25 protein-coding genes are annotated in these 26,284 nt (G+C 41.1%); 14 read left to right on the top strand and 11 right to left on the bottom strand.

Annotation, left to right across the window (positions count from 1 at the left end; genetic code table 11):
* Positions 1-4: 4 nt before the first annotated feature.
* Positions 5-1,930 (top strand): M1 family aminopeptidase, encoded by a 1,926-nt coding sequence (locus QE404_RS08350; RefSeq protein ID WP_307449161.1) that lies wholly within the window; start codon positions 5-7, stop codon positions 1,928-1,930.
* 18 nt (positions 1,931-1,948) lie between these two features.
* On the opposite strand, the gene QE404_RS08345 is transcribed toward QE404_RS08350, so the two are convergent.
* Positions 1,949-2,827 (bottom strand): cupin-like domain-containing protein, encoded by an 879-nt coding sequence (locus tag QE404_RS08345; RefSeq protein WP_307449158.1) that lies wholly within the window; start codon positions 2,825-2,827, stop codon positions 1,949-1,951.
* A gap of 157 nt (positions 2,828-2,984) precedes the next feature.
* Between QE404_RS08345 and kbl the strand changes: the two genes are divergently transcribed.
* The 6 genes from kbl to gldG all read left to right on the top strand — a co-directional run bounded on the left by kbl (position 2,985) and on the right by gldG (position 8,619).
* Positions 2,985-4,181: a glycine C-acetyltransferase gene (kbl, locus tag QE404_RS08340; RefSeq protein ID WP_307449155.1), complete on the top strand. Its 1,197-nt coding sequence runs from the start codon at positions 2,985-2,987 to the stop codon at positions 4,179-4,181.
* 67 nt (positions 4,182-4,248) lie between these two features.
* Positions 4,249-4,686, top strand: a complete 438-nt coding sequence (locus QE404_RS08335) for a hypothetical protein (protein WP_307449152.1) — start codon at positions 4,249-4,251, stop codon at positions 4,684-4,686.
* A gap of 72 nt (positions 4,687-4,758) precedes the next feature.
* On the top strand, positions 4,759-5,403 hold the full coding sequence (locus QE404_RS08330; RefSeq protein ID WP_307449150.1) for a hypothetical protein: 645 nt from the start codon (positions 4,759-4,761) through the stop codon (positions 5,401-5,403).
* A gap of 184 nt (positions 5,404-5,587) precedes the next feature.
* Positions 5,588-6,136 (top strand): CopD family protein, encoded by a 549-nt coding sequence (locus tag QE404_RS08325; RefSeq protein WP_307449147.1) that lies wholly within the window; start codon positions 5,588-5,590, stop codon positions 6,134-6,136.
* An 82-nt stretch (positions 6,137-6,218) separates the two neighbouring features.
* The gene (locus QE404_RS08320; protein WP_307449144.1) at positions 6,219-6,947 is read left to right on the top strand and encodes an ABC transporter permease subunit; all 729 of its coding nucleotides are present in this window, start codon (positions 6,219-6,221) and stop codon (positions 6,945-6,947) included.
* Between the two features lie 4 nt (positions 6,948-6,951).
* Positions 6,952-8,619, top strand: a complete 1,668-nt coding sequence (gene gldG / locus QE404_RS08315) for a gliding motility-associated ABC transporter substrate-binding protein GldG (protein WP_307449142.1) — start codon at positions 6,952-6,954, stop codon at positions 8,617-8,619.
* 64 nt (positions 8,620-8,683) lie between these two features.
* Here the strand turns inward: gldG and QE404_RS19330 are convergent, their stop codons facing one another.
* The 3 genes from QE404_RS19330 to QE404_RS08305 all read right to left on the bottom strand — a co-directional run bounded on the left by QE404_RS19330 (position 8,684) and on the right by QE404_RS08305 (position 9,694).
* Complete coding sequence (locus tag QE404_RS19330; RefSeq protein ID WP_371935233.1) at positions 8,684-8,890, bottom strand: type II toxin-antitoxin system RelE/ParE family toxin; 207 nt, start codon at positions 8,888-8,890, stop codon at positions 8,684-8,686.
* A gap of 3 nt (positions 8,891-8,893) precedes the next feature.
* Entirely contained in the window at positions 8,894-9,133 is a 240-nt protein-coding gene (locus QE404_RS08310; protein WP_307449139.1) for a hypothetical protein, read from the bottom strand.
* A 156-nt stretch (positions 9,134-9,289) separates the two neighbouring features.
* A complete protein-coding gene (locus tag QE404_RS08305) occupies positions 9,290-9,694 on the bottom strand; it encodes a helix-turn-helix domain-containing protein (RefSeq protein ID WP_307453819.1) in 405 nt (134 codons plus the stop codon).
* Positions 9,695-9,887: 193 nt separating this feature from the next.
* On the opposite strand from QE404_RS08305, the gene QE404_RS08300 reads away from it, so the two are divergent.
* Positions 9,888-11,285, top strand: coding sequence for a phosphatidylinositol-specific phospholipase C (locus QE404_RS08300; protein ID WP_307449135.1), 1,398 nt, complete (start codon positions 9,888-9,890; stop codon positions 11,283-11,285).
* Between the two features lie 66 nt (positions 11,286-11,351).
* Here the strand turns inward: QE404_RS08300 and QE404_RS08295 are convergent, their stop codons facing one another.
* The 5 genes from QE404_RS08295 to QE404_RS08275 form a co-directional block, all read right to left on the bottom strand.
* Positions 11,352-12,266 carry a helix-turn-helix domain-containing protein gene (locus QE404_RS08295; protein ID WP_307449130.1) on the bottom strand — a complete coding sequence of 305 codons (915 nt, stop codon included), beginning with the start codon at positions 12,264-12,266 and terminating at the stop codon, positions 11,352-11,354.
* A 1,094-nt stretch (positions 12,267-13,360) separates the two neighbouring features.
* Entirely contained in the window at positions 13,361-14,200 is an 840-nt protein-coding gene (locus QE404_RS08290; RefSeq protein WP_307449127.1) for an SDR family NAD(P)-dependent oxidoreductase, read from the bottom strand.
* Between the two features lie 2,265 nt (positions 14,201-16,465).
* The gene (locus tag QE404_RS08285; protein WP_307449124.1) at positions 16,466-17,203 is read right to left on the bottom strand and encodes an SDR family NAD(P)-dependent oxidoreductase; all 738 of its coding nucleotides are present in this window, start codon (positions 17,201-17,203) and stop codon (positions 16,466-16,468) included.
* Positions 17,204-17,338: 135 nt separating this feature from the next.
* Positions 17,339-17,908, bottom strand: a complete 570-nt coding sequence (locus tag QE404_RS08280; protein ID WP_307449119.1) for a Crp/Fnr family transcriptional regulator — start codon at positions 17,906-17,908, stop codon at positions 17,339-17,341.
* A 212-nt stretch (positions 17,909-18,120) separates the two neighbouring features.
* Positions 18,121-18,549: a DUF4268 domain-containing protein gene (locus QE404_RS08275; RefSeq protein WP_307449116.1), complete on the bottom strand. Its 429-nt coding sequence runs from the start codon at positions 18,547-18,549 to the stop codon at positions 18,121-18,123.
* A 287-nt stretch (positions 18,550-18,836) separates the two neighbouring features.
* Here QE404_RS08275 and QE404_RS08270 point away from each other — a divergent pair, with 287 nt between their 5' ends.
* The 6 genes from QE404_RS08270 to QE404_RS08245 all read left to right on the top strand — a co-directional run bounded on the left by QE404_RS08270 (position 18,837) and on the right by QE404_RS08245 (position 23,658).
* Positions 18,837-19,244: an RrF2 family transcriptional regulator gene (locus QE404_RS08270; RefSeq protein WP_100074586.1), complete on the top strand. Its 408-nt coding sequence runs from the start codon at positions 18,837-18,839 to the stop codon at positions 19,242-19,244.
* 88 nt (positions 19,245-19,332) lie between these two features.
* Positions 19,333-20,022 carry a phosphoadenylyl-sulfate reductase gene (locus QE404_RS08265; protein WP_307449113.1) on the top strand — a complete coding sequence of 230 codons (690 nt, stop codon included), beginning with the start codon at positions 19,333-19,335 and terminating at the stop codon, positions 20,020-20,022.
* A 20-nt stretch (positions 20,023-20,042) separates the two neighbouring features.
* Positions 20,043-20,951: a sulfate adenylyltransferase subunit CysD gene (gene cysD / locus QE404_RS08260; RefSeq protein ID WP_307449109.1), complete on the top strand. Its 909-nt coding sequence runs from the start codon at positions 20,043-20,045 to the stop codon at positions 20,949-20,951.
* A 199-nt stretch (positions 20,952-21,150) separates the two neighbouring features.
* Positions 21,151-22,392: a sulfate adenylyltransferase subunit 1 gene (locus tag QE404_RS08255; protein WP_307449106.1), complete on the top strand. Its 1,242-nt coding sequence runs from the start codon at positions 21,151-21,153 to the stop codon at positions 22,390-22,392.
* A 2-nt stretch (positions 22,393-22,394) separates the two neighbouring features.
* Entirely contained in the window at positions 22,395-23,282 is an 888-nt protein-coding gene (locus QE404_RS08250; protein ID WP_307449103.1) for a sulfite exporter TauE/SafE family protein, read from the top strand.
* A gap of 85 nt (positions 23,283-23,367) precedes the next feature.
* Entirely contained in the window at positions 23,368-23,658 is a 291-nt protein-coding gene (locus QE404_RS08245) for a putative quinol monooxygenase (RefSeq protein WP_307449101.1), read from the top strand.
* 116 nt (positions 23,659-23,774) lie between these two features.
* On the opposite strand, the gene QE404_RS08240 is transcribed toward QE404_RS08245, so the two are convergent.
* Positions 23,775-25,049, bottom strand: a complete 1,275-nt coding sequence (locus QE404_RS08240; RefSeq protein WP_307449097.1) for a T9SS type A sorting domain-containing protein — start codon at positions 25,047-25,049, stop codon at positions 23,775-23,777.
* A 340-nt stretch (positions 25,050-25,389) separates the two neighbouring features.
* Positions 25,390-26,196: a T9SS-dependent choice-of-anchor J family protein gene (locus tag QE404_RS08235; protein ID WP_307449096.1), complete on the bottom strand. Its 807-nt coding sequence runs from the start codon at positions 26,194-26,196 to the stop codon at positions 25,390-25,392.
* Between the last annotated feature and the right edge of the window lie 88 nt (positions 26,197-26,284).

Raw genomic sequence — 26,284 nt, 5'->3', positions numbered from 1 at the left:
CCGTATGAAAAAACTTTCCCTTTTAGCAGTAAGTTTATTCTTTTGTCAGCAATGGTTTGCCCAGCAGCTGAATACAGACCATAAAGGTCTTATTGACAAGGAAATGAAATCTTTTACCCAAAAGATGACCGCCTATAATGTCAATCCTAATACACTTAATTATGATCTGCTGTACCAAAGGATGGAGGTCAGCCTGGATCCGGCAGTATACAATATTTCCGGTTCCGTTACATCACACTTCAAGCCTTCCCAGAGCATGAACAGCATCTATTTTGATCTGGCCAATACGCTTACGGTTTCGCAGGTGCAGTATCACGGGACAAATCTCACTTTCCAGCAACTCGCGACAAAAGAAGTCAAAATCAACTTTCCGGCCTCGCTTCCGGCTAATGTGACCGACTCTTTAACAATTACCTATTCCGGACCGCCGGCTACCGATAATAATGCTTTTGCCACGGGATCCCAGAACGGAACACCTATTGTCTCGACACTGAGTGAACCGTATGGAGCCCAGGACTGGTTCCCAACAAAACAGAGCCTGAATGATAAGATTGACCGTTTTGACTTTAAAATTACGGCACCTTCCCAATACAATGTGGCGGCCAACGGCAAGCTGATGTCCGAAACCCAGTTGCCAAACGGGAAAAAACTGACATTCTGGAGAACCATGTATCCTATGGCCTCTTATCTGGTGGCTCTGGCCATTACCAATTTCACCAAGCTCAACGATACCATGGGGTCGCCGCCATTCCCCTTTGTGAACTATGTATATCCAACCACGGCCAATAACGCATCAACGATGTCCAATATCAACTGGACCAAGCAGATCATGGATGTTTTTGAAACCTATTTCGGGACTTATCCTTTCAGGAATGAGAAATACGGTCATATGGAATTCCAGTACGGAGGAACCTGTATGGAACATCAGACCATGCCTTCCATGAGCAGCTGGGACAGGGGAGTAATTGCCCATGAACTTGCACACCAGTGGTTTGGGGATAAGGTAACTTGCGGAACCTGGAACGATATCTGGCTGAATGAAGGTTTTGCCACTTTCGGCGAACACCTGGCCAATGAAAAGCTTCTGATGACCAACACGCAGTTCATGACCTACCTGTCGGGACAAAAAAACTATATTACAGGAGCTCCGGGAGGAAGTGTTTACGTGGCGGATTCTAATTTGGGAAGTATCGGAGCGATCTTCAGCGGGAGACTGTCTTATTCCAAAGGAGGTTACGTTCTCAGGATGCTAAAGTGGATCCTGGGCGATGCAGCTTTTTATCAGGCCCTGAAAGACTACCACTCCAGAGCGAACCTGGCCTACAGCTATGCCCAGACAGCAGATCTCAATGCCTCTCTGTTACAGTCAACCGGCAAGGATTTTACCGAATTCTTCAACGACTGGATTTACGGGGAAGGTTATCCTACGTATACCATCCGCTGGAAGCAGAACGGGAACCAGGTGACTTTCAGGGCTTCCCAGGTGCAGAGCAGCCCCACGGTAAGCTTTTTTGAAATGCCGCTACCCATCAAAGTAAACGGAACCGGTGGTCAGGTCGCCTATTTTGCCCTGAATAATACCACTAATAACCAGTATTTTACCCAGACGGTGTCTTTCCCGGTTGCCAGTGTGGAATTCAATTATGAATACCAGATTCTGGAGAAAAATTCCACAGTTGCCCAGGATGCCACTTTGGGGACAGCAGACCTTATTACCGAAACGTTTGCCCTGTATCCTAATCCGGCACGGAATGAGCTGAATATAAAAGGAATTTCTCAGAAAACAGATTATACCATCTATTTTACAGATGGGAAGCTGGTAAGAAAGGATACGTATGAGCCCGGTAAGGCGATCAATATTGCCGAGCTGGTTCCCGGAACATATATGTTCAGGATTAAAGACAAGGATGTTAAATTTATCAAATACTAAAATACAGGAGCTTTCAGTTTAGATCTGAAAGCTCTTCTGTTTTTTAATGGCTTTCTGAGCTCTTCTTCTGGCAGCTTTCACCTTGTGTCTGAACCATCGGTCTTTAAAAATATTCCGCATCAGATTATCGAAGTTGCGGATGATGACCATGTTTTTGAAACCGCGCCATTTCTCCAGCCAGCTAGAAGGCAATGCACGGACGGAAACTGAATAACCTTCTGTTTCATACTGGATGTAATGCCACCAGCCCGAAGGAATATATAGGGTTTCACCGGGTTTGATGACCGCCTCATAACCGTTGATGTACCTGAGGCCCGGAAATTCATTATAATCCGGCTCCTTTATGTTCGCAAGGCTGTGGAAATTGTAGGGCAGCTTATACATGAGATCAGACTGTTCCCATGGGAAAAGCCAGATGCGCTTGATACCCTGAAACTGGGTGATGAATACATGCGACATATCGATATCAATATGGTTGCGGGTTATAGAACCTTCACCCCCGAAAAACATAAAAGGCAGCCATTTCAGAATTTTGCCATTGGTAATATCATGATAACGGAGATCGTTTTTAAGTTCAGGTTTTATCGTTAGCAGGTTGAACAGGAAAAGTCTTTCTTCCGTAGGAGCAGTTGTGATCTGATCCAGGTATTCTGAAAAAGTGCTCTGACGTATAGGCTTGCTGGCCACCCTGTCCAGAGATTCTATTTCGCTGCCGTAAATATTAACCTGGTGGTCTCCGGCTATGGACTTAAAATAGTCATAATTCCATTTTTGAAAAGCAGGGCTTCCCGGATCAATAAAATCTTCCAGTACAACAGGTTTTGCGGTCCTCATATGGTTTTTCAGGAAATCTCCCGCATTCATTTGCCTGACCTTAGATATAGGCGATAAATTCATATTTCATAATTTAGACTGACAAATATAAGAATTAGTCTACTAATATAGTAGACTAATTCGTTAAATGTTCATTTATGGCACCGTCAGGAATAAAAAAATGCATGAGTCTTTAGTTTAGCGTGTTTTTCTTAAATTAGCACATCTAAAATTAACAATAATGATCTCTGAAAAATACCTTCAGCATCTACAGAACGAACTTCAGAATATTGAGAATGACGGCCTCTATAAAAGAGAACGCATTATCACCTCCCAGCAGAGTGCTGAGATTGAAGCCAACGGAAAGAAATTACTGAATTTTTGTGCCAATAATTATCTCGGATTATCCAACCATCCTGATGTGATGAAAGCATCACAGGATATGATCGCATCCCACGGATACGGAATGTCTTCCGTTCGTTTTATCTGCGGAACCCAGGATATTCACAAACAGCTGGAACAGAAAATTGCCGATTTCCTCGGGCTGGAAGATACGATTCTGTATGCGGCCTGTTTCGATGCCAACGGAGGGGTTTTTGAACCTTTGTTTACCGAAGAAGATGCCATTATCTCAGATGAACTGAACCATGCATCCATTATTGACGGGGTACGTTTGTGTAAAGCGGCAAGGTACCGTTACAAAAATAACAATATGGAAGATCTGGAAGCGCAATTGATCGCTGCATCAGGGAAAAACCACAGGTTCAAGATCATTGTAACAGACGGAGTATTTTCTATGGATGGTATTGTGGCTGACCTGAAAGGCGTTTGCGACCTGGCGGATAAATACGATGCATTGGTGATGGTAGATGATTCCCATGCCACAGGATTCATAGGGAAGACAGGACGCGGGACCCATGAAGCTAACGATGTGATGGGCAGAGTAGACATTATTACCTCTACATTAGGTAAGGCATTAGGAGGAGCGCTTGGTGGATTTACATCCGGTAAAAAGGAAATCATCGATATGCTGAGGCAGCGTTCTAGACCTTACCTGTTCTCCAATTCACTGGCTCCGGGGATTGTAGGTGCAGCTTTAAAGGTATTGGATATGATTTCTGAAGACACTTCTCTTCGGGACCGTGTCATGGAAAATGCAGCATATTTCAGAACTGAAATGAAAGCCAAAGGATTTGATATCCCGGACGGGGACGCTGCCATTGTTCCGGTGATGTTATACGATGCGCCTCTGGCTCAGAAAATGGCTGAAAAACTGATGGATGAAGGCATTTATGTGATCGGGTTCTTCTATCCGGTGGTACCGAAAGGAAAAGCCAGGATCAGGGTTCAGCTTTCTGCAGCCCATACCAGGGAGCACCTGGATAAAGCTATTGCCGCTTTTGAAAAAGTAGGTAAAGCACTGAATGTGATTTCTTAAATCAAAATATTTCTACATGATTGGAATTAAACAGGATTTTCTATATTTGCGGAAATCCTGTTTTTTTATGAAAAAAATAATCCTTTTTATCCTGATGTTAGCATTCCTGGCTTCCTGCACATCCAAAATGAATCAGTATATTAAAGACGATCATAATGTCAATAAAAGGCATGGGAAATGGAAAGAGGAGTATTCTGCGGATGACGGCACTATGGTTGCGTTAGGAAAATACAGGAACGGAGAAAAAACAGGCACCTGGAAAACTTACTTGGGGAATAGGCTATACGAAAAAAATAAGATCCGGAAAGATATAACGAGAACAAAAAGGTATTATCCTGATGGTAAGCTCATGGAATCGGGGCAGTCTAAACTTGAAGTTTCGGACCATGAAAGGCACTGGTTTTATTTCGGGCCGTGGAAATATTACAATAAAGAAGGTAAACTGTCCTATATCAAGATCTATAACAACGGCAACAAGACGGATAGTATTTCTAAGGCAAAATAGGACTCACATCTTCAAGATACCGCATCGATCAGATCAGCATTTTAAAATAAATAATCAAATTGCCCAAAGCCTATGATAAAAAAAAGTACTCTTTTTATCCTCCTGATCTTCGGAGGAGAAATTTCTGCCCAACAGGGCGATTACCGTTCAATTATTACTGTAAGCGGGTTTGCACCGCTTCGTGATTATCGCTGGAATATAGGATACCTGTACCGCCTGAACGAAAGATGGTGGTTGGGAGCAGAAGTTGCCTACGGACAGAATGGGATCACGCCTTACCCTATTGAAGAAAACGACTATAAAATCTTTGAAGTTAAGCCTGAAGTGTATTATAGTCTGGCCCCGGATTCCAGGCTGAAACATTTTATCTCCGCCGAATTTTCATACCTTAACCATCAGTCTAAAAAGATCAATGAAGACTACACTGACGGAACAGGTGCGTACTACCATTTTCAGTCCGCGGATTATGAAAGGACACGGCAGGCAGTAAGTATCAATTACAGTATTTTGCTGCACAGGGAATCATCATGGTTCGGCTTTATGCCGAAAGTAGGAATCGGGATCGCACACCGGAAAATTACCTACCGGAATATTGAAGGCAAAGAAGACGGCTTTGAGCCCATTGATGTGTTTAGTTTCCTGAATAACAGGGACAGGGAGCAGCAAGGATTCCGTTTGCATTTCAACGTGGACATGAAGTTTGTTTTTAAATTTTGATGACGTAAAACCCCTTTTTTATTATGGGTAATAAAAGGGGGTTCATATTCATTATCCTCTTTTGTCGCAGCAGTGCCCGCTTATTTTTCTGACTTTCCCGGACAGCCCTTAATTTCCCTTCATTTTTTCATATTAAATGGTGAATTTTTGTGAAATAAACTATCTTTGCAAACAAATTTTCAGGATGCTGTATACCATTATCAAAGCACTGCACATTATCTTCATGGTGAGCTATTTTGCAGGGATTTTCTATCTGGTGAGAATCTTTGTCTATTACAAGGATACCGATACCTTTCCGGAAGACAAGAAGCGTATTTTGCGGGAACAGTATATTTTCATGGCCCGAAGGCTCTGGAACATCATTACAGTGCCTGCCGGGATTATTATGGCCGTCTGCGGAATCATTATGATTTTCCTGAATACAGGCCTTATGAAAACACCCTGGTTCCATCTTAAGCTTACTTTCCTGTTAGGGTTGGCTGCTTACCACTACTGGTGCTGGAAAAAAGTGCTGAGGCTGAAGGAGCTCAACGGGCAGACGCTTGAAACCGCAAACATCAAACTGAGGCAGGCGAATGAGATTGCCACGTTTATTTTGTTTCTGGTGGTATTTACCGTAATCCTGAAATCTTTGGTGATTGAATACTGGTGGCAATTAATTACCGGATTTTTCGTTCTGGTAGTGCTGATTATGATGACGGTAAAGCTGGTGAACAAAAACAAGAAAAAATAAAGTTGTGGAAGAGGCCGTGCAGCTGGCTGAAATCAGCGCACTCCTGAATACATAAATACTTTTACCTTTTACTATAAAAACTATGTTTGCAATTTTAAAAAAAGAACTCTGGAGTTATTTCGGGAACTGGAGTGCCTGGGTCATTATGGCGGCATTCAGCCTGGTGGTAACGCTCTTCCTGTTTTTTTTCGATAACGATTCCAACATTTTCGAGATCGGGATGGCATCCCTGCAAAGCTATTTTGTACTGGTGCCATGGCTGCTGATGTTCATCATTCCGGCCCTTTCCATGAAGACCTTTGCAGAAGAGCAGCAAACCGGAACCCTGAACTGGCTGTTTTCGCAGCCGCTGAAAATCTCTGATCTCGTTTTCGGGAAATTCCTTTCGGTATGGATTGTTGGTATTCTATGCCTGATCCCTTCGCTGATCTACCTTTATACAGTGTATGTATTAGGCGTTCCGGCCGGGAATATAGATCTTGGGATGACCTTCGGAAGTTATATCGGTTTAATTATTTTAATTGCTGCATTTTCCGGTGTTGGTATCCTGGCTTCATCGCTTTCCCAGAACCAGATCATGGCTTACCTGTTAGGTGTTTTCATGTGTTTCATCATGTATTTCGGGATCGAGCAGCTGGCCAGCTACAAATTGCTGGGTGGTGCAGATTTCATCCTGCAAAGCATCGGTTTTTACCAGCACTTTTTAGGATTTACCAGGGGACTGATTGATTTCAAAGATGTGGCCTATTTTGTTCTGATGATCGGGATTACTTTAGTATTGTCCAACCATTTTATCCAAAAAAAGAAGTAAACGTATGAAGAAGATTCCATTCAAATCTCCGTTGGGCATTTTACTGTTCCTGATCCTTCCGCTTACGGTGATCCTGTATATTTCCGGGATCAGGCTAGACCTTACCAAAGAAAAACGATATACACTTTCAGAGAATACAATTAAAGTACTTGAGTCCGTAAAGAAACCGTTGACGGTGGATGTTTACCTAGAAGGTGATTTTCCGGCAAGCTTCAAACAGCTTCAGAGTGAAACGCGTTTCATGCTGGAAGAATTCAGGAAGATCAATCCGAAGATCGATTTTAAGTTTATAGATCCCATCAAAAGCAAGATCTCACAGGATACGCTGATGGCGATGGGTATGCAGCCTTCCGTGCTGCCGGATATCAAAGACGGGAAAGTATCACAGATCTACCTGTTTCCGTATGCGGTGATCAAATACAACAACAGAGGGGTTTCCATCCCATTGGTGGTACAGCAGACCGGAATAGATGCGGATGAGCAACTCAATAAATCCATTGAAAACCTGGAATATAACCTTGTTTCCAATATCAAGAATGTATCTGCTGATAAAAGAAAAAAAATCGGCGTTCTGATCAACCAGGATGAACTGAGCCCGGATGAATTCCAGGGATTCATGCATCTGGCACTGGAAAATTATGATGCCGGACCCATCATCCCGAAAAACCAGAAAGAACTGACCCTTGCTGATGTACCTCTGCTGAAGCAGATGAGCGCATTGGTCATTGCCAAGCCGAGAAAAGCCTTTACTGATAATGAAAAGGTGATCCTGGACCAATACATTATGAACGGCGGAAGAACCTTATGGATGATTGATGCCGTAAATGCCGAAATGGATACCCTTACCAGGTCCAAAAAAGTGATGCCATTCCCGATAGACATCAATATGACTGATTTCTTCTTCAATTACGGGATCAGGATCAATCCTGCTCTGGTAAAGGATGTGAAGAAATTTGCCCTGCTGAGGCTGGTTACCGGCGAAGTAGGAGGGAACCCGCAATATACCAGCCTGCCGTGGCCGTATTTCCCGCTGGGGATTGCCGAGAAAGACAATCCGGTGACCAAGAATATCAACCCGGTAAAATTTGAGTTCCCGACTTCCATCGATACGCTCGGAAGGAAAAACATCAAAACCAACGTACTTTTTGAATCCAGCGAAAGAACCCTGCTGAAACAGGTTCCGAATTATGTTGACCTGAAAGAGATTGCCAGTGTAGATAGTTTAGGACAGATGGAGAAACCGAGTACGCCGAAAATATATGCCGTATCACTCGAAGGGAAATTCACCTCTGCCTACGCGTCCAGGATTGAACGAAAATCGTATCCCGGTTTCAAGGCGGTAAGTCCGGAAAATAAAATGATCGTTATTGCAGACGGTGACATCGGAAGGAATAAAGTCATCAAAGGACAGCCATTGCCGTTAGGGGTGGATATGCTGACCAACGAACAGTTCGGAAACGAACAATTCCTGAGAAATGCCCTGGATTACCTGCTGGATGACAGCAACCTGATGGAATTAAGAAACCGAAACATCGAAGAAAGGCTTCTGGACCGTCAGAGGATTACCGAAGAAAAAACCAACTGGCAATGGCTGAATTTACTGCTGCCACTTGCCATCATCGGGCTGCTGGGAGGACTGTTCTTCTGGCTGAGGAAAAAGAAGTTTGGATAAATGATATATAAAAAGAGAAGCTTTAAGCTTCTCTTTTTTATTTTGTATTTCGTTCTTCGTCGAATCATGTTAAAAGGATATTGTCTTGCATCAAAAATATCGTTAATAACAATACAGTTTGACCGGATTTTGGATTATGAACAAGCTGTCTTGTTGAGTCTAGAATTTGTTTTCTGATTTTATGGGCAACCTGTCTATTAGCTTTAATAGCATAGTAATAAAAAATACTTTTTAGATTTTCAATTGCAAAATCTGTCCATACAATTTTCATCGATTACCAATTTGCGGATAAATTTTCTAAATCTTCCTGAGTCTTAAATTGACCGTTTTTAAAGTCTTCTTCAGATCTTTCAATACGGCTGATTAAACTCTCAACAGTAAAAGGCACAAGTTCAGAATAATCTTCTTTCTCTGATTTTGAAAAAACATATTTTTCAATTTTATCAAAAAACAGCTCATCCTGCAATTGAGCAAGGTAAGTGATTAAATGTAATTTTCTTGTCTGAAGATCCATAACTGATATCTTTTAATCAAAAGTACAAATTAATTTTTAATGTTATATTCAATACGAAATAGTCTTTATCAATAGGATATCAAGACTTTTATCTTCTTTCAGTGAGGTTTTGAGCTTTGTCAAAAAAAGAGAAACCTAAATAGTCTCTCCGTGTATCTAACTATTTTTCAGCCTTTCATTTTCCTGTTTTAAAGCCTCATTCTGTTCCCTCAATAAGTTGATATAATCATTAAGATTACCAAGTACATGTTCCGGTACATTAAAATATTGATTGAAGTTTCCGGAATTATCGTGAAAAATAGGATTGTTATTAACGATATTCAGAGGTTTTTCTTCCTTTATGTCATCCACTTCCACATCCAGTGCTTTGGCCAGTTTTTCCCATTCATCGTCATAGATTCTTACTTCGCCTCTTTCTTTTCTGGAGTAGTTGGATGTATCTGTTGAGATGATGTTTGCCAGCTTTTCCTGAGAGAAGCCTCTCTGTTTTCTTAGATTTCTTAGCTTTTCCATAGTTACGGTATTCGTGCTTTGTACAAATATAGAGAAAATTGTGTTCATGTAAAATGCATGCATGTAATTGTCCCGAATCTTCAGGATCATTTCATGGAAGCCTAAGTAAAAACCCCCGTTTTTGAAAATCAGTATTTACCCTCAGTTGAGTGTGTACATTTCCGTCTAATTTTGAGGGAATGAAGAAGGAATTTATAATGGGAGATATTGTACAGTAATTTTAACCTAAATCCTAAATATTATGCCAACAATTCGCGACAATGCCTTTATCCTTCATGTGATGGATGGGGTGAACAATCTACAGATTTCCATTACAGATCATTCCATTACTTCCGGGCAGCCCTGGGAAAATACGCCTTCGGTAACCAATAAAGGTAACAATACCTGGGAAATTACGGTGCGGGCCGGAAGAAAAGGCAGCGATGGAGTAGCCGACTGGTTCAAAAACCAGATCTCAGGCGGCATCGCTATCGGATGCAGTACTTCCGAAAGTATGCCCGCTCAGTTGAATTTTGCCTTTACCTGCAATCTTTCTTTTGATTACAATAACAAACGTTGCCAGATCAATGGCGTTGTGATCGGGCAGGGGCATAATTGGATGTCTCAGAATAACTGGTGGATCGGCAGCCGGCAGCTTAAGAAAACAGGGAATGTTTATATGCTTTCTACTGATGCAGGAAGCGATTTCAACTACAATATTGCAGTATCCGGTGTCAATGAGTTTTATTTTTCCCTCAATATGACGGAATGGATGGGCAAGCTCAGCCAGAACACTTCTTTGCTGGGCCTGAGCGTGCCGGGAACCCATGATTCCGGAACCTATAAAATATCTTCTGTAATTGTAGGAGCAAGATGTCAGAATTATGACATTGGAAGGCAGCTGGAAGACGGTATACGCTTTCAGGACATCCGGCTGGTGAATGATTCCAATACTTCAGATCCTCTCGTGCTATATCACGGATTTGTTTCCTGCGATGTAAGTTTCGGTCAGGTACTCAATGCCTGTGATGCTTTCCTGAAAAGCCATCCTTCCGAAGTGATCCTGATGTCTGTGAATAATGAAAAAGGAGGGGAGGATATTTCCGCCAATTTCATCACTTACCTCAAAAAGTATGATTCCCTGTATTACAAAGGCAATACCATCCCTAATCTTCAGCAGGCGAAGGGGAAAATCGTATTTTTCTACCGGTTTGACCTGAATGTGGGAACATCGGGAATTGATAAAAATGCAGTTGGAGTGCGTTTTGGGCCTTGGAAAGATGATCAGACATTTGAATCTGTCAATGCCAATCAGCAGAAATTTTATATTGAAGACAATTACCAAAGCTATGATACCCATAAAAAGGCTGAATTGGTACAGGCTAATTTGGAAAAGGCTGTAAAAACAGACGCCGCAAACCAGCAGATCCTATATGTAACCTTCAATAGTATTGCCGTTGGAGTAATGCATCACACGCCTTACCAGTACGCCTGGGGTGGTTTAGGAGTAGATCCTGCCATGAACCCGTGGCTGAGGGATTATACCCGGTATTCCGGAAAGAAACGATTAGGTATCATTCCGCTCGACTTTTATAATAACGGCGGCGAGAATCCTGTTGAAAACGAATTGATCAACAACATCATCCGGTCGAACTACTAATGGAATTTTATCACTATAATGAAAAACAGAAGCAAGATAGCTTCTGTTTTTTTATCAGGAAGAAACTCAGTTAAACAATTTCCTGAATTCCAGTGGCGATTGGCTGGTTTTCTGCTTAAAAAGCTTGCTGAACGACTGCGGATGCTCAAATCCCAGTTCATAGGCGATTTCACTTACGGATAAATTCGTAGTGCTCAGGCGTTCCCTGGCATAATCGATCAGCTTGTTCTGGATATGTTGCTGCGTGTTCTGCTGCGTATGGATGCGCAGCAGGCTGCCGAGGTAATTAGGGGAAATATTCAGCTGTTCGGCAATGGCAGTGACGGAGGGAATGCCGTTTTCGAGGAGTTTTCCGCTTTCGAAATATTCAGAAAGTACTTCTTCAAATTTGTCAAGCAGTTCATGGCTGGATTTTTTCCGGGTAAGGAACTGTCGTTCATAAAACCGTTCGGAATAGATCATGAACAGTTCCAGCTGGGCAACTATCAGTTCCTGGGTAAACTTATCGATGTTGTTCCGGTATTCCTTTTCAATATTTTTAAACAGGTCAACGATGATATTCTCTTCTTTTTCTGACAGAAACAGGGCTTCATTGATCCGGTAGCTGAAAAACTCATAGGATTTCATTTTCCTGATCAGGGACGATCCCCAGAGAAAGTCGGGGTGTATTAACAGCAGGTATCCGGTTGGAGACACTTCCACATCCGGCTTCATTTCAATCCGCAGAAACTGGAGCGGGGAAACAAAGCACAGCACGCCGGAATCAAAATCATATTCCTGCTGCCCATAATTGAACCGTGCATTCACATTCCTTTTCAGTCCGATGGAATAATAGTTCTGGATCCATTTCATTTCGTCATCATTGACCGGATACTGCACTTTGCTGTAATCAATGAGGCTGATCAGCGGGTGTTCGGGCTTCGGCAGATCACAGAATGCATGGAAATCCGAAATTGAGTTAAAACGGAACATCTCTTTCATAAGCACTAAGTTATTTAATTAAATTAAAATGAACGCATTCTTTTATTTTGGATGTTCAATCTGGATTTTAGATGAGAGACCATATGTTGATTTTAAATTATAGATTATAAATTTTAGATTTTGGATTTTGAATCTTGACGAATGTTGAATAGCCGGCAATACATGATGACTTAGGAAAGAAAGGCGTTAAAAAAATAAAGGCTGTGAACGTTAAGAAAATTCTTCTGTCCGAAGCGCGGTACAAAAAATCTAAAGACAGTGCCTACAGTTAATCCGCGCAAGTTTAGAATTTTTAGCGAACAGCCTTTATTTTTAGCCTTTCTTTCCAGTCTTGAATTTTTGTTTCTTTTGCTTCAAGGCAAAAGAAAAAGCGGGGAAAGAATATGATGATTTTAGATGAGAGATAATAGACGGATAGATGATAGACAGAGGACTTTGAATTTTAAATGAAAGATAATAGACATTGAATTTTAAAAGATGGTGATTAACAGACATATAAAAACGACCTAGGAAAGAAAGGCGTTAAAAAATAAAGGCTGTGAGCGTTAAAAAAAATTCTTCTGTCCGAAGCGCGGCACAAGAACTTCAAAGACAGTGGCCATAGCTGATCCGCGCAAGTTTAGAATTTTTAGTGAACAGCCTTTATTTTTAGCCTTTCTTTCCAGTCTTGAATTTTTGTTTCTTTTGCTTCAAGGCAAAAGAAAAAGCGGGGAAAGAATATGATGATTTTAGATGAGAGATAATAGACGGATAGATGAGAGACAGAGGACTTTGAATTTTAGATTATAGATTTTAAATTTTAAATGAAAGATAATAGACATTGAATTTTGACAGATGGTGATTAACAGACATATAAAAACGACCTGGGAAAGAAAGGCGTAAAAAAATAAAGGCTGTGAGCGTTAAAAAAATCTTCTGTCCGAAACGCAGCACAAGAACTTCAAAGACAGTGGCCATAGCTGATCCGCGCAAGTTCAGAATTTTTAAGGCACAACGTTTACTTTTAGCCTTTCTCTCTGGTCTTGAAGTGGAATTCACCGACTTATTTCTTCTGTTTGACAGTGTCGAATTTTCGATTTTAATACAAAAGAATATTAAATAGCCGTAGATACCGTCAGGTTTTCCCAGGCCTCCGCATCTTTCGTAATCGATTCAATCTTGTTATTCAGGAACTCTTGGGTTTCGATGCCCAGCAGGAAATGAACCGGAGGATGAGCTTCTTTGCTTAATGCAATCAATGTCTCCGCAGCTTTCACAGGATCATTCGGTTGGTTTCCGTTGATCTCATTCAGGTGTGCCTGTTCGGAATTTCTTGCCGATTCATACGCCTCGATTGAATGGGCAGGCGTTTTTGCAGATTCCTGGGTTAAAAAATCGGTGCGGAAATATCCGGGATACACTACGGTTGCATGAACCCCGAACGGTCGGATTTCTTCCGCCAGAGCTTCCGTAAATCCGGCTACAGCAAATTTAGTGGAACAATAAATTCCCCAGCCAGGAAAATTTCCTGCATAGCCGCCAATAGAGGAGATGTTGAAGATATTTCCTGATCTCTGTTCCCGAAGATACGGCATCGCATTCCGGATCACATTCAAGCTCCCGAAAACATTAACGTCGAAATTCGCTTTGGCTTCTTCATCCGTAAGTTCTTCCAACGTTCCCAACTGGCCGTAACCGGCATTATTGACAATGACATCCACGTTCCCGAAATGTTCAACGGTTTTGGTAACAGAAGATTTCACATCGGAATTATCCGTAATATCCATGCCTAATGGCAAGAAGTTTTCTGACGCTTCCCCGAAAGAGGAAATCAAAGAATCTACACTGCGGCTTGTAGCCGCCACCCGGAATCCTTTCGATAATAGTTTTTTAACCAGCTCAAATCCTAATCCTTTTGAGGCTCCTGTAACGAACCATACTTTGTTTGTTTCCATTTGCTAATATTTATTTTAATGATGGTACAAAGATCAGCAGCGGCAGCACAGAAAAACTAACCCAATCCACCGGTGATGTAACCGAATCGTGAAGAGAAGGGGAGAATATGATGATTTTAGATTTTAAATTATAGATTTTAGATGAGAGATGAGAGATGAGAGACGGGAATCTTGAATTTTAAATTATAGATTATAAATTATAGATTTTGAATTTTGGATTTTGAATCTTGACGAATGTTGGATAGCCGGCAATACATGATGACTTAGGAAAGAAAGGCGTTAAAAAAATAAAGGCTGTGAACGTTAAGAAAATTCTTCTGTCCGAAGCGCGGGACAAAAAATCCAAAGACAGTGCCCACAGTTAATCCGCGCAAGTTTAGAATTTTTAGTGAACAGCCTTTATTTTTAGCCTTTCTTTCCAGCCTTGAATTTTTGTTTCTTTTGCTTCAAGGCAAAAGAAAAAGCGGGGAAAGAATATGATGATTTTAGATTTTAGATGAGAGATAATAGACGGATAGATGAGAGACAGAGGACTTTGAATTTTAGATTATAGATTTTAAATTTTAAATGAAAGATAATAGACATTGAATTTTGACAGATGGTGATTAACAGACATATAAAAACGACCTAGGAAATAAAGGCGTTAAAAAAATAAAGGCTGTGAACGTTAAGAAAATTCTTCTGTCCGAAGCGCAGGACAAGAAATTCAAAGATAGTGGCCATAGTTAATCCGCGCAAGTTTAGAATTTTTAGAGGACAGGCTTTATTTTTAGCCTTTCTTTCCAGTCTTGAACTTTTGTTTCTTTTGCTTCAAGGCAAAAGAAAAGGAGGGGGAAGGATGATAGACGGGAATCTTGAATTTTAGATTATAAATTTTAGATTTTGAATTATGGATTTTGAATAGCCGGCAATACATGACGACCTAGGAAATAAAGGCGTTAAAAAAATAAAGGCTGTGAACGTTAAGAAAATTCTTCTGTCCGAAGCGCGGCACAAGAACTTCAAAGACAGTGGCCATGGTTAATCCGCGCAAGTTTAGAATTTTTAGAGAACAGGCTTTATTTTTAGCCTTTCTTTCCAGTCTTGAACTTTTGTTTCTTTTGCTTCAAGGCAAAAGAAAAGGAGGGCAAGATGATGTAAGTTTTAGATTAAAGATGATAGACGGGGATCTTGAATTTTAAATTATAGATTATAAATTATAGATTTTGAATTTTGGATTTTGAAGCTTGACGAATGTTGGATAGCCGGCAATACATGATGACTTAGGAAAGAAAGGCGTTAAAAAAATAAAGGCTGTGAACGTTAAGAAAATTCTTCTGTCCGAAGCGCGGCACAAGAAATTCAAAGATAGTGGCCATAGTTAATCCGCGCAAGTTTAGAATTTTTAGAGAACAGCGTTTATTTTTAGCCTTTCTTTCCAGTCTTGAACTTTTGTTTCTTTTGCTTCAAGGCAAAAGAAAAGGAGGGCAAGATGATGTAAGTTTTAGATTAAAGATGATAGACGGGGATATTGAATTGTAGATTATAGATTATAAATTTTAGATTTTGAATTATGGATTTTGGATTTTGAATCTTGACAAATGTTGGATAGCCGGCAAAACATGACGACCTAGGAAATAAAGGCGTTAAAAAAATAAAGGCTGTGAACGTTAAGAAAATTCTTCTGTCCGAAGCGCGGCACAAGAACTTCAAAGACAGTGGCCATAGTTAATCCGCGCAAGTTTAGAATTTTTAGAGAAGAGCGTTTATTTTTAGCCTTTCTTTCCAGTCTTGAACTTTTGTTTCTTTTGCTTCAAGGCAAAAGAAAAGGAGGAGGAAAGATGATAGACGGGAATCTTGAATTTTAGATTATAAATTTTAGATTTTGAATTATGAATTATGGATTTTGGATTTTGAATAGCCGGCAATACATGACGACCTAGGAAAAAATGGCGTTAAAAAAAAATAAAGGCTGTGAACGTTAAGAAAATTCTTCTGTCCGAAGCGCGGGACAAAAAATCCAAAGACAGTGCCTACAGTTAATCCGCGCAAGTTTAGAATTTTTAGAGAACAGGCTTTATTTTTAGCCTTTCTTCCAGTCTTGATCTTTTGTTTCTTTTGCTTCAAGGCAAAAGAAAAGGAGGGAAGAAAGATGATAGACGGATAGATAATAGATTTTGAATATAGAATTCTAAAAAGTAAAGATGCGCTTATCGATAAACGCATCTTTACTGTATCATTATACCTGCCCGAGCAGGAAAATATTGCATCAGCAATTAAACCTCATTACCACGGACTGATTCCGTCTTCATCTTCGATATCATTGCTGAAATACTGTCCGGTCGGAGCATTTTCATCAGTCAGGGTGTGCTTAACGATGAAGGATGCTGCACTTTCTATAGAACCCGGTCCGTTGTGATGGTTAAAATCCGTTGCCGTATAGCCGGGATCAATAACGTTAACCTTGAAAGGAAGGTCTCTTAGTTCATACGCAAGCACTATGGTATAGGCGTTTAACGCGGATTTGGAAGGACCATAGGCGGCATTTTTTACATGATAGTATTTCCATGAAGGATCGCTGTGCAGGGTGAGGGATCCCAACCCGGAAGTAATATTGCTGATTCTGGGTTGATCGGATTTCTTCAACAGTTCCAGGAATGTTTGGGTAACACTTATAGCGCCGAAGAGATTGGTTTCAAAAACGGCTTTGATATCTTCAATGGCCGTATGCTCTGCAGTTTGTGGGATGACCCCTAAAATGCCGGCATTATTGATCAGGATATCCAGTTTTCCCTGCTCATCTTCGATTTGCTCTTTGGCTTTGAGAACAGACTCCGGATTCGTAACATCTATTTCAACAGCCTTAATATTCTGAAATCCCTGTTCGGTAAGATCTTTTATCGTCTCTTCTCCTTTGGTAAGGTTACGGCTGCCCAAATAAACGAATAAACCTTTTTCGGAAAGCTGTTTTGCGGTTTCGAGCCCGATGCTTCTGTTGGCTCCTGTGATCAGTACGGTTTTCATATCTTTTTTTTATTTTGATTAATACTGAAGCAAAATTGCATCAATTTCCCGGACCGGCATTTGCCATTTGACAAAAAGAATAAAACACCATCACCCTCAAACCCTCAAACCTTCAAACTCTCCAACCAGGTCGATTCATCGCACGCCTTTCCTGATCCTGCTGAGCGAAGACTGGGTAATGCCCAGATAAGAAGCAACATAGGAAAGCGGGATTCGGTTGACTGCATTAGGATAGATTTCAAGGAATTTCAGGTACCGGGTTGTTGCATCTTCAGAAACCAATGGACTTCGCCGTTCCACTTTTTTCATCAGCGCTCTTGAAATTATTTTATGTACTGTAGCATCGAAACCCACGATAGTCTGTAGGAGCTCCGTCCAGTCTTTTTTTGAAAAAACAATCATTTTGCAGTCGGTAATGGCCTGTACATAGGCACTGGAGGAGATTTCATGATCAAAGCTTTCCAGGTCTACCACGAGATTGTGTTCGTCGATAAAATATTTGGTGATTTCATCACCCGTATTATTGTAGTAGCATACGCGGAGGATGCCTTCAAAAATAAATCCGATCCTGTTGGCCACTTTTCCGGCTTCAGAAAAGTATTCGTCTTTAGAGAGATGGATTTCTGTTGCTTTTTCAGTAATAAAATCCATCTGCTGCCGATTGAGGTTTCCGAACGTCAGGATAAAATCAAATAATTCTTTCATGCGTGCAATTTAGGCAGAGATAACAAAGAGGCTTTTGCCATTTGGCAAAAAACACAACTATAAGAAGGACTAAAATTTATTGTACACCTTTTGAACGGCATCCCACAATGATTGGAGGACAGATTCTGCTAACATCTGACAAATAACCTCCGCAAGAAGCCTGAGAATTCCGGCAGCAATATGAATCAGGAATTCAGCTATAATTTCCATCCCTAAACATCTTTGATGAAGTCTTCATACTCATAATAAAACCGTTCAAAACCATCCATCTTTTCCACGAAAAATTCGAAAACCTGCTGCCAGGTATTTTTATTGAAAATTGAGACGCCATAGTATTCAACCCATATTTTACTGATGGTCTTACCATTTTCCAGCGTAAAATGTTCTTCCTTGTGAAAATCGCCGATAAAGTCTTTCAGGATATCCTCCAGTGACCAGATTTTTTCGTAGTAGGCGTTACGGAATACCTCATCTTTCATTTCGATATCCAGCGAGACTTCGGCTTTTTTATTATCTGCATAAAATTTAAATGACATATCCTTGATCTTAGTATCATACAAGATCCATTTCCTTGGAAAAGACTTTCCGAAAGCCGTCCAAAACTCCTTTTTTAGCTGTTGTGCTTCCTGTTTGCTGAACATAGAACAAACTTAGTGATTTGAAGGGAGAAAAGCAAAGTAAGCAAATGAGGCTTACCGTGCTGAGAGTTGAAGAATGCGGAGATTGTAAAAAGTAAAATCATCAATTGTTTAACCAATCTTTTTTAAATCTGCTAACCATGGAAATTGCAAATCTGCGAGTTCACGAATTTGTTTTTAACATTTCCACTTTCGCTTTCCGCTTCGCTCATTGTCCCTCTTAGCCAATTCCTTTCACATTAAAAAAACTCCCGTTGCTCTATCAAAACAATTTTCTTATTTTTGCTGTAATGCTGTCCAAAAAATCTCAATATGCTTTTAAGGCACTTTCATACCTCGTGGAAAAGAGGAATGAAGGCCCTATTTTGATCTCAGAAATTGCAGAGCACAAGAAAATACCTCTGAAATTCCTGGAGAATATCCTGCTTGAGCTTAAAAAAGCGGATATCCTTGACAGTAAAAAAGGGAAAGGAGGAGGATATTTTTTCCGTGAAAACCCAGAAAATGTAAAGCTGGCCAAGATTATCAGGCTGGTGAACGGACCTATTGCCCTGCTTCCATGCGTGAGCCTTAATTTTTACGAGAAATGCGATGACTGCAATGAGGATCACTGCGGGCTGCATGACGTGCTGATCGAGGTTCGGGACGCTTCACTAAACATTCTGGAGAAAAAGACACTGATGGATTTAATCGACTGATTTAAATCCTTTTTTTTGAATATGTAGTCTACTTGTTTGGTAGGATAATTATTTTATTAGATATTTGTGTTAGTCTAAACGAATATCTATGATTTCAACAGAAGATGCAGACATACTGAAGGAGCTTCCCGCAGAGGAGGGATTGAAATTCATCACGTCCCGGTTTTCTTCCGGCGTGGTTTTCTCAACCTCGCTGGGACAGGAAGACCAGGTAATCACGGATATGATCTTTAAGAATAAGTTTCCCATAAAAGTCTTTACCTTAGACACCGGTAGGCTTTTTTACGAGCATTACGAACTTCTATCCAATAATAATTCAAAGTATAAAATTAAGACGCAGGTCTATTTTCCTGAGCCTTCGGACGTAGAGCAGTTTGTGAATGAGAAAGGCATTAATGCATTTTACCATTCTGTAGAGAACAGGAAAGAATGTTGCTACATCCGGAAAGTAAAGCCTCTGAACAGAGCCCTGGAAAACGCCAAAGTCTGGATTACCGGCCTTCGTGCTGAGCAGTCGGAAAACCGAGGCCATATGCCTGTCCTGGAATGGGATGAAGAACGGCAGCTGTATAAATACAATCCCCTTATGCACTGGAGCTATCAGGAGGTGCTGGATTATCTTCAAGATCACCGTGTCCAGGAACTTTCCCTGCATAAAAAAGGATTCATCAGTGTAGGCTGCCAGCCGTGTACCCGGGCTATTTCAGAAGGGGAAAATCCCCGTGCGGGCCGCTGGTGGTGGGAAACTTCACAGAAAGAGTGCGGACTGCATACTTAACGGATAAAAATCTTCAAATCATGAACTACTATCAACAGAATTATCTGGAACAGCTGGAAGCTGAAAGCATTTACATTATGCGGGAAGTTGCGGCACAGTTTGAAAAGCCCGCTTTGCTGTTCAGCGGAGGGAAAGATTCCATTACCCTCGTCCATCTTGCTATAAAAGCTTTCGCACCGATGAAAATTCCTTTTCCTTTGGTGCATATCGATACCGGGCACAACTTCCCGGAGGCACTTCAGTTCAGGGATCAGCTTGCTGAGCGTATAGGTGCCGAACTCATTGTGAGGAAAGTTGAAGATACCATCAAAAATAAAAATCTTACGGAGCCCAAAGGGAAATTTGCTTCCAGAAACTGGCTCCAGACCCATACCTTGCTGGATACCATTGAAGAATTTCAGTTTGATGCCTGCATCGGCGGAGCCAGAAGGGATGAAGAGAAGGCGAGGGCCAAAGAGCGCTTTTTCTCAGTACGGGATGAATTCGGACAATGGGATCCAAAGCTCCAGCGACCCGAATTGTGGGATATCTACAACGGAAGGATCAATAAAGGAGAAAACGTCCGTGTATTCCCGATTTCCAACTGGACGGAACTGGATGTATGGAACTACATCAGAAAAGAGCAGATACCGCTTCCCCCCATTTATTTTGCCCATGACCGTGAAGTGATTGAATACGACGGTCAGCTGATCGCCGTCTCAGACTTCATCCGCATTGATGAAACGGATGAGGTAGTCCGCAAGAGAGTACGGTACAGGACTGTGGGAGATATGACCTGTACAGCAGCTGTGGAAAGTACAGCAGAAACTCTGGATGAGGTAGTTAACGAAATCACAGCCTCCAGGATTTCTGAACGTGGCGAAACGAGGATTGACGACCGCGTTACGGAAGCTGCCATGGAAGACCGGAAGAAAGGCGGATATTTTTGAGAGGAAGGAGATTTATTGAATTTTAGATGAGATGAGAGATGATAGACGGATAGATGATAGACGCGGCATATTGAATTTTAGATTATGAATTTTAAATTTTAAATTATGGATTTTGAATTTTGAATTTTGAATATCATTTATTATTGATCCGTTACCTTTCATAACTCATCACCCTTAACTTATTACTCATATCAACAACATGGATATACTACGATTTATCACTGCGGGAAGCGTAGACGACGGGAAAAGTACCCTGATCGGAAGGCTCCTGTATGACAGCAAAAATATACTGGCTGACCAGCTTGAAGCGCTGGAAAAGCAATCTAAAAATAAAAATGCGAACGGGATAGACCTTGCTATTTTAACCGATGGATTACGCGCGGAAAGAGAGCAGGGAATCACTATTGATGTCGCTTACCGTTATTTTGCGACTCCGAAAAGGAAATTTATCATTGCTGACGCACCCGGACATATTCAGTATACAAGAAATATGATTACCGGAGCCTCCAATTCCCAGCTGATTGTCATCCTGATCGATGCAAGGCAGGGAGTGATTGAGCAGACCAGGCGGCATTCCATCATCGCATCCCTACTGAAAATGCAACATGTGGTGGTAGCCGTGAATAAAATGGACCTGGTAGGCTATTCTGAAGAGGTATTCAATGACATTAAGGCCCAATATGAGTTGGTAGCGAAGAAGCTTGGATTGCCTGAAGTGGCTTATTTCCCTATTTCGGCATTTGATGGGGACAATATTGTTGAACATTCCGAAAATATGCCGTGGTACAAGGGAACAACCCTTCTGGATTACCTTGAACAGGTACCCATCAATCCGCATACGGATTCCGGGAAAGCAAGATTCCAGGTGCAGTATGTGATCCGTCCGCAAACTGAGCAACTGCATGATTACAGGGGATACGCAGGGCAGGTTATCTCAGGGGTCTACCGTAAAGGGGATCCGATAACCGTACTGCCTCAGAACATGACCACCCGTATTTCAAAAATAGAAAATAATGGAAAAGAGACCGATGCTGTATTTGCCAACCAGCCGGCCGTCATTCATATTGAAGATGATATAGACATCAGCAGAGGAGATTTCCTCGTGCATAAAGATGAACTGCCCGAAGTCAGCCAGGAGGTGGAGGCCATTGTATGCTGGCTCGATAAAAAAGAACTGTCAGAAGGCAATAAATACTACCTTCAACATAAGAGCAAAGTAATTAAAGCTATCGTTAAAGAAATCGAATATCAGATTGATGTCAATACATTAGAGCAGATTCCTGCAGGACAAAATATCCGGTTGAACGAAGTAGTTAAGCTGCGCCTGAAAACCGCTTCACCATTGGTTTTTGACCGTTTTGGAGAAAGCAAAGCTACCGGAAACGCAATTCTTATTGATGAAACCAGCCACTCTACTGTAGGTGCTGTAATGATTGTATAAGGATGGTCATCTCAAGAAAAATACAAATAAGGCTTAACATACTTTTTGTTACCCTTGCCGTTTTGTTCCTCACGGTTCTGATCATGTATGAAATAGGATATCTGGATCAGTTGGGTGACGTTCTTGCTAAAGACAACTATATTTTTTACTGGATGCTGTTGGTAGGTTTCTTAGCTGAGATTGTTGCCGGATCCATGGGAATGGGTTATGGTGTCATCTGTACTACGACATTGCTGTTCCTCAATATCCCGCCGCATATTGTGAGTGCGAGCATTCATTCTGCGGAAAGTTTTACGACAGCAGCAGGCAGCATCAGCCATATCAGGCTTAAAAACGTGAGTAAAAGTCTGGTGAAGAAGCTTGCTATCCCGGCGGTCATCGGAGCTATTATTGGTGCCGTTTGCCTCACTTATCTGGGGGAGTATTATGCCAGGATCACCAAAACGGTGATTGCTTTTTATACACTCTATCTTGGCTTCCAGATTCTCTCCAATGCCTTTAAAGATAAACAGAGCAAAAAACTGAAGCGGAAAACGAATTTGACCCGTCTGGGAGTGATCGGAGGATTTATAGACTCTTTCGCGGGTGGCGGATGGGGACCTCTGGTTACCGGAACCCTGATCAAAAATGCCTTTACCCCAAGATTTGCCGTAGGAAGTTCTACCATTGCCAAATTTATTCTTACGCTGACGGCTGCTATTACCTTTTTCATTACTTTAGGGGTCCAGCACTGGAATATCATCCTTGGGTTGCTTATTGGGGGGATTATTACCGCACCATTCTCTGCTATGCTAACGGCTAAACTGCCTGTAAAAAAAATGTTTATCATTATCGGCACCCTCGTTATTGTAATGAGCTCGATAACCATCTATAAATCCGTTTTTAGCTGACCTTTGTTTTAAATGTATAAAAATACCGGGATAAAATCATTTTCTGCCGGAAAATATTCTACTTTTACAGCACAAAAATTTAACAATGAATTTACATATTGTGGCACTTTTTAAATTTAATGAAAGTGATCTCATGGAAGCTGTGGAACTGTTCCAGAACCTGGTTAAGGAAACAAGAAAAGAGGAAGGCTGCCTTCAGTACGACCTTATTGAGGATAAAGACAATAAAGGAACTTTTTTCCTGATCGAGCTATGGGAGACTGTGGAACATCATAACAGGCATAACGGACAGGACCATCTGCTGAATTTCAGACGCGATGCCGCAAGAATAATGGAAAGTTCCATACAGGTCTACAAAGGTTTCAGAATCTATTAAACCGGTAGACATCTTATGTCTGAAGTCTAACATCTAAAAAGGCTGCCTATCCCTGGATAAACAGCCTTTATAGAAAAATAGAAAGTATTATTATTTAAATGAATCGCTGAGGTATATTATTTGATAATCAGCTTTTTGGTTTCCGCCTGTCCCCCATAAGATATTTTTACCAGGTAATTTCCGGAAGGAAGGTGGGATAAGTTCAGATCCTGCTTATAAAAACCGGACTGATTGGTAAGTTCTGAAGAATATACTTTTTTACCGGTAAGATCATATACTTCAACACTTCCTTTGCTGTTGGTTTTTTCCTTGATATCAAACAACACGGTCACTTTTTTGTCTGCCGTAGCCGGATTAGGATAGATCCCGAAAGAAGCTTTTTTTCCGATTTCTTTGATTCCTAATGTGGATGTAATGTTTTTGTATTTGAAATACATATTCCCTGTACTGGCTCCTCCGTTGGAAATAAAATACATCCTGTAATAATCAGATCCCTGCTTGATATAATACACTACATCTGAATAGATGCCGCTGGTAGGTTTCCAGGAATGTCCTATAGTGGCAATGTTAGAAGAAAATGCGCTTGATGCCGGAAGGGTAGCTGCTGCTGTTTCCTGAGTTTCCGGCTGTACCCTGGCTACGCTAACGCTGGGACCCTGAAGAACCCCGGCCATCCTGTACATCATCGTGTTGGCATAGAAAGTCCAGTACCGTGTAAAGATAAGGTCCCAGTTGGCTTTCGGCGGTTCCAGATTGGCTACCTTATCGTTGGTGGCAAATGAGAAATAATTGAAATAAGCATCATCGCTACCGTTGGCAATGGTTTTGGTCTGCGTTGCATCCCATGCAGAAGTTGATGCATTCCATTTGGCATATTTAAAAGTATAGCCTCCGAAATAATCGTCAATCATAAATTTATAGTAATCCCCTGAAGCATATTTCAGGATAAAGATCACTTTTCCTTCTATATGATGGCTTGTGGAATTGTATTCACCCCATCCGTAGGTTGCCGTTCCAAGTTCAAAGGCTCCTTTCTTAAGCTCAGTACTGTTATCAGGATTATACAGCGGAGAACCGTAATTAGCGACAGAGTTAGTCGTGATCGAATTCCAGTCAGCCGGATTGCTGGAAGCCTGATAGACTTCAATATTTTGAGCATCATTGATCCTCGTTCCGAAGCTCATGTTGGAATTCCTGTAGAACGCAATATCCCACGTATTGGCAGGCTGGGAAACCGTTGCATTGGCACTCAGGTCAAAGAATACACGGTTCTGATAGCTTGGTCCCATCGTCATATTTACGGTTGTATAACCGTTGGCATCCACCTGTGCTAATGTGGTCTGGTGTACACCTAAAGCCAGCATAGCAGTCAGAAGTAATTTTGTTTTCATAAGATGCTTGTTAATTTATTATTTAGAATTATTCTACAAAACTAAATAATTATTTTTAATAGTTCTAAATAAAAATATGATTTTTGTCGTGTTTTTTAATTTTACTTTTTTTAATTAAGTTCAGTAATCGGAATTTTTCATCGTGAATCATGGCAAGAATGCCCGAAACCTGTAACTATTTGAAAATTATTCTTCATGATCTCTGAAAGTTTATGATCGTAAAGCTTAATTAAATGATCACTTTACGGTTCATGAGTCATATGAAGTCGACCCTGGCGTTTCAGGATAAAAAACAGCCCGTGAAAATCACGGGCCGTCTCAAGTATGTGGGTCTGATAAATTATTTCTTGATAAACTTCGACTGTACTGTCTGGCCTTCCGCGGTTTCAATAATTACATAATAAACACCGGTCTGAAGTGGGCTGATATCATAATTTTTGCCTGAAAGTTTTCCTTCGCTCACCTTCCGGCCTGCTGCCGAATATACCTGGATTCTTTTCGGATCTTTACCGGCCACAAAATGCAGGGCCGTATTCTCTGCATTCACTGCAAACTGAATCTGGTTATGAGCTTTATTTTGATCTGTCACGGAAAGGCTCGCTGATGCAGCATAAACTACATCATCAATTTCCAAAACGGTATGGGGAGCCGCTGCACCTACAAACTTAAATACAATGTATTGGGATGATGAGGCAGTTACAGGAACTGATAGGGTCTGAAAAACATCGCTCGAAAGGAAAGCGGCATTGCCAAGGGCAACAAACGTACTCATATCAGTAGGATTAGAGGCAAGGCCGACCTGAACGGATCCAGGTGCAGAACCGGTATTTCTTCTGGCTTTAAATGTTATGGTTTTATCACCCGCCGGCGCAATGATCATCGGTGAGATCAGATATTGCGGGGTATTCTGATTTGCCCCTGAGTAAGACTGGATAAAACGGTCTGAAGCTCCATTGGCAACTACATTCATCATTGGAGCGGGATTTCCGGCTGCTGCTGGAAAAATGGTTGTCCATTGATTCTGTGGAAAAACCCCCTGGCCTTGGCCTAAAGTAAAATTGTTGAAATTTTCATTGATAGTAGCTACCTGTGCATGTGCCGTAAAAGCCGTAAGCATCATAGTTCCAATAAGTAGTCTTAATTTCATAATATTATTTTTAATTAGAATTATTCCACAAAATTACATATTTATTTTTAATTGTTCTAAATAAAACATTATATTTGTCGCAAAATTT

The organism is Chryseobacterium camelliae, assembly GCF_030818575.1.
GTDB lineage: Bacteria > Bacteroidota > Bacteroidia > Flavobacteriales > Weeksellaceae > Chryseobacterium > Chryseobacterium camelliae_A.
This window is presented reverse-complemented; position numbering and strand designations above follow the sequence as displayed.